Origin of the sequence: Chitinophaga sp. (assembly GCF_036566945.1) — a bacterium.
Taxonomy (GTDB): domain Bacteria; phylum Bacteroidota; class Bacteroidia; order Chitinophagales; family Chitinophagaceae; genus Chitinophaga.
The window spans coordinates 1-4,058 of sequence record NZ_DATCVJ010000879.1 but is presented as its reverse complement, the minus strand read 5'-3'; the positions used below and the strand labels follow the sequence as shown (position 1 = coordinate 4,058).

Genomic DNA, 4,058 nt, shown 5'->3' with positions numbered 1-4,058 from the left:
AGCGAGCGCATTGGAAGTGGTAACGGCGCCGGATAAACTGCCCGAGTTCACGATCATGCCATCTACTACGATCAGCGGGTCAGATGATAAGGAAAGGGAGCCTACGCCACGAATCCTGATGTTGACATTCCCACCGGGTTGGCCGCTGGTTAATGGCGCGGAAACACCGGCTATTTTTCCCTGCATGGATTGCATAAATGTAGAGAAGGGTTTGTTTTCGAGAGCGGCACCACCTATGGTACCAATGGCACTGGTGTTGGCAGCCCTGGTAGTGGTTCGGTAACCGTCTGTTATCACCACTTCATCCAGTATGCGTGTACCTGTTCTTAAATGTACATTCAGCTGACTGCCACTGGCTTTTATTTGTTGTGGTACATAGCCCATCATACTAAATATAAGCGTGGCGCCTTCCGGGATGCGGGCCAAACGATAATGACCATTCACATCTGAAGTAGTCGCCTGTGAGGCGCCGGATACCTTTACCAATACGCCTGGCATCGGGGTGCCTGTGCTATCAGTGATGGTACCGCTGATAATGACGGTGTCCTGGTTAATAGCAGCGGATACCCGGATGCTTCCCAACATCATTAATAGAAAAGTAAGCTTTGCTATCATGCAAAGTTTCGATAGGCCAGGTGTGGACGTAACAGCAGGTCGCAATGCGCTATTACGCTTGGCATGGATGTTAAAAACCATATTTTTAAATTACAGGTTAAAAATAAATATTGCTTAAGCCGGGACGACGTGGCTCATGTGCTAATAGCCACACGCATCAATACACCATCCACTGTTGCGCTGATACCTGGTATAGTTTTTTTAATGAAAACCGACAGCAAGAGATGAATGCCGGTTTGATTGGTTGACTTTCGTATTTATTTTTTTTCTTTAGAAAAATCAGTGAAGGATTCCGCGAAAGGAATCATCTCCAGCTGTTGTTGCGCTGGAATAATTTTGGTTTTTTTCTTTCTGCTGGCTGGTTTTTCTTAAACTGTTGCGTGGCACTTCACCGGATCTTCTTCTATACTTAATGCATGGCCAATTTAAAAAAGGAATAGCCAGAGATCTACATAATAACCGTTTGCGTCGGTCTTTTTTCTGATGATACTAGTTTTATTGTTTACGAATATACATATTTTTTGTATACAAAAAATAATTTTACAAAATTATCGATCCGGCTATTACCGTCCATCGGAAAGAGCGGCTAATATATGGTGTTATTGCCTGTATGATCTTTTAAATGGCCTGCTGGCGATTATCGGCTAAATGAAAAGCAATGGGATATCGACGCTTTGTTTACCTGTATTCTCTTGTTTTGTATACAAAAAACACCTATAATTGTATGTAATATCATGGTGCTTTAGAACGACTTGCCAAAACTAATATCGCCGGGAAACCAAAACGCTTGTTTTGGAGATACCTGCCCACATTATTCCTCCTTTGAATTCATAATAGCAAACAGCATGTGTAACACGGAAAAACGGATCGTAACAAAAAAGTACCCGATGACCGTCAACAAGAAGAAAGCATTTCTTTTTTTGATCGCATGGACTACGACTTCACTGATTGGATTTTCACAAACCATTCAACCAAAGGAACCGTATGCAAACAAATGGTATGCAGATAAGGCAGAAATAAACACCCGCACCACCGAAGCGATAGAAGATAGCCAGCATCATATCAAATGGCTGGCACTCAAGCAACATGCGGATAGCAATCAGGTAGCACCTGACGCGGTGTTTAATGTGAAAGTACCACGGCCAGGGATATACGAAATGAATACCTACGCAGTTACCACAGCAGATCTCAACGAGTTGATCAAAAATGGAAAACTGGGAACGGCATTTATTAAAATTCAGATAGATAACCAACGTCCCACCAAACGTATTCTGTTCGATACCTGGAATCATGGCACACAAACAGCCGGTAAATTTGAATTAACAGGCCAGGCACAGAAGATAAAAATATGGCTGCCGAAAGGAATACGTCTGGAAGGTATTGAATGGAAGGATTACCTCCCACCGGCGATTCCGAAAGAAGCCATTAATTACCAGCCTACCGTGGTACCTCCTAAAAGCAGGCCACGTCTTTGGGTAAATGACCAATCCTTACCCATGATAAAAGCCCGGTTAAATACCGGGGAAAACCAGGCCGCCTGGGAGACAGTAAAGAAGCAGGCATTAGCACCTTTTCATTTTCCATTTAATCCCGATAAAGAAATATCCTATAACGATGAAATAGAAAAGGCTGCTGAAACAAAAGCCTTTTATTATCTCATGACGAAAGATAAAAAGGTGGGTAGGGAAGCTGTTCAGTTGATGAACAACTATCTGTCTGTACTTGAGTTTGGCAACGTTAAATACGGCGATATCACCCGGGAAATTGGCCGCGCTATTTATAAAGGCTCCCTCGTATATGACTGGTGTTACGATCTTTTAAGTCAGCCGGAGAAACGGGCATTGTATAAAAATCTGATGCGCCTGGCGAGGGACATGGAAATAGGCTGGCCCCCTTTTGACAACAGCGCCATCAATGGTCATGGTAATGAAGCGCAGGTGAGTCGCGACTTACTGGCCATGAGCATTGCCGTGTATGATGAAGATCCGCTTCCTTATCAATATACTTCCTACGTTATTTTAGAACAACTGGTACCGATGCGGAAATTTGAATATCAATCACCGCGGCATAACCAGGGCGTAGATTATGGCGCCTATCGTTTTGGCTGGGAAATGCATGCCGCCTGGTTGTATTACCGCATGACCGGCGCCCCGGTCTTTGATGATAACATCAAAAACTTACCGCTCTATTGGTTGTATATGCGGCTGCCCAATGGCGCCATGCTGCATGATGGAGATGTATTTAACGTACCTCCCAATGGAAAACCTTTCTATTGGAAACAACCCCAGACCATGCTGCTATGTTATGCCTACGCCAATAAGCCATTGATAAAAGGCGAATTTGAAAGAGAAGGGGGCTTGCCTGATAATCCGGTGTTGTACCTGTTAGTGAATGATCCGGCATTGAAGGCGGAACGCAGTACTGCATCACTTCCATTGACCAAAGACTTCGGTCCGGTGCTGGGCTCCATGATTGCAAGAACCGGATGGAATAATACGCCCAACAGCAATGATGTGATTGCGGCCATAAAAGGCGGCGGTTATCATTTTGGTAATCACCAACATGCCGATGCGGGCGAATTACAAATTTATTATCATGGTATGCAGGTGGGTTGTATCGGGCTGTATTTATCTTACGGCCCACCATACGATTTCAATTTTAATAAACGTTCCATCTCTCACAGTATGATGCTGGCAAGAGATCCTCAGGAGCCATTGTTATTCAGAACGGAAGCAAGGGACGGCGGTTCGCGCTTCAGTCAGCGATTCCCGACAACGCCCGCCGAAACCATGTCAGATCCATGGTTCAATTACGGCAGCGTGTCTTCCGCTGATTTTGGCCCATCGAAAAACACGCCTTCCTATAGCTATTTTAAAGCAGATTTAACCGCAGCGTATACGGCAAAGATGAGTAGCTATACACGGGGCTTTTGCTTCCTCAACCTGGAAAGATCAGATGTGCCTGCCGTGATTATCTTAACAGATGATATGACCACTTCTAAGCCCGAATTTAAAAAATACTGGCAGATCAATACCCTGAAAGAACCCCTGCAAACACCCACCGGTGTAATGCTGCACAATGAACTAAATGGAGGAAGCGGCAAAACATATGTTGATATGCTGGTGCCGGCCGCTAAAGACCGGCAAACAGACATCCTGAGCGGGGATAAAGCCAATAGTACATTTGAGTTTCAGTACAAAGTAAATTCCAATAAGCCCGAAGCGAGTGCACACCGCATCATGATTTCACCGAAAGAAGCCAATAAACGCGATCGCTTTCTGACTATTTTCCAGATGGCCGCTGATTCTTCCAAACCATTGCCGGTTAATTTTTATGAAACAAACGGAAGCTATGTCGTTACTATCGATGATCGCATGGTGAGTATGAGTGCCAGCGCACACCTGGTACAATCGCCTTTTACCCTGAAAGTGCCGGCAGATAAA

2 protein-coding genes are annotated in these 4,058 nt (G+C 44.6%); one reads left to right on the top strand and one right to left on the bottom strand.

The annotated features are described in order from the left end of the window. A partial coding sequence (locus VIP81_RS26590) for a carboxypeptidase-like regulatory domain-containing protein (RefSeq protein WP_331968445.1) occupies positions 1-696 on the bottom strand: 696 nt, incomplete at its 3' end. 806 nt (positions 697-1,502) lie between these two features. On the opposite strand from VIP81_RS26590, the gene VIP81_RS26585 reads away from it, so the two are divergent. Next, positions 1,503-4,058: DUF4962 domain-containing protein (locus VIP81_RS26585; protein ID WP_331968442.1), on the top strand; the 2,556-nt coding region annotated here is incomplete at its 3' end.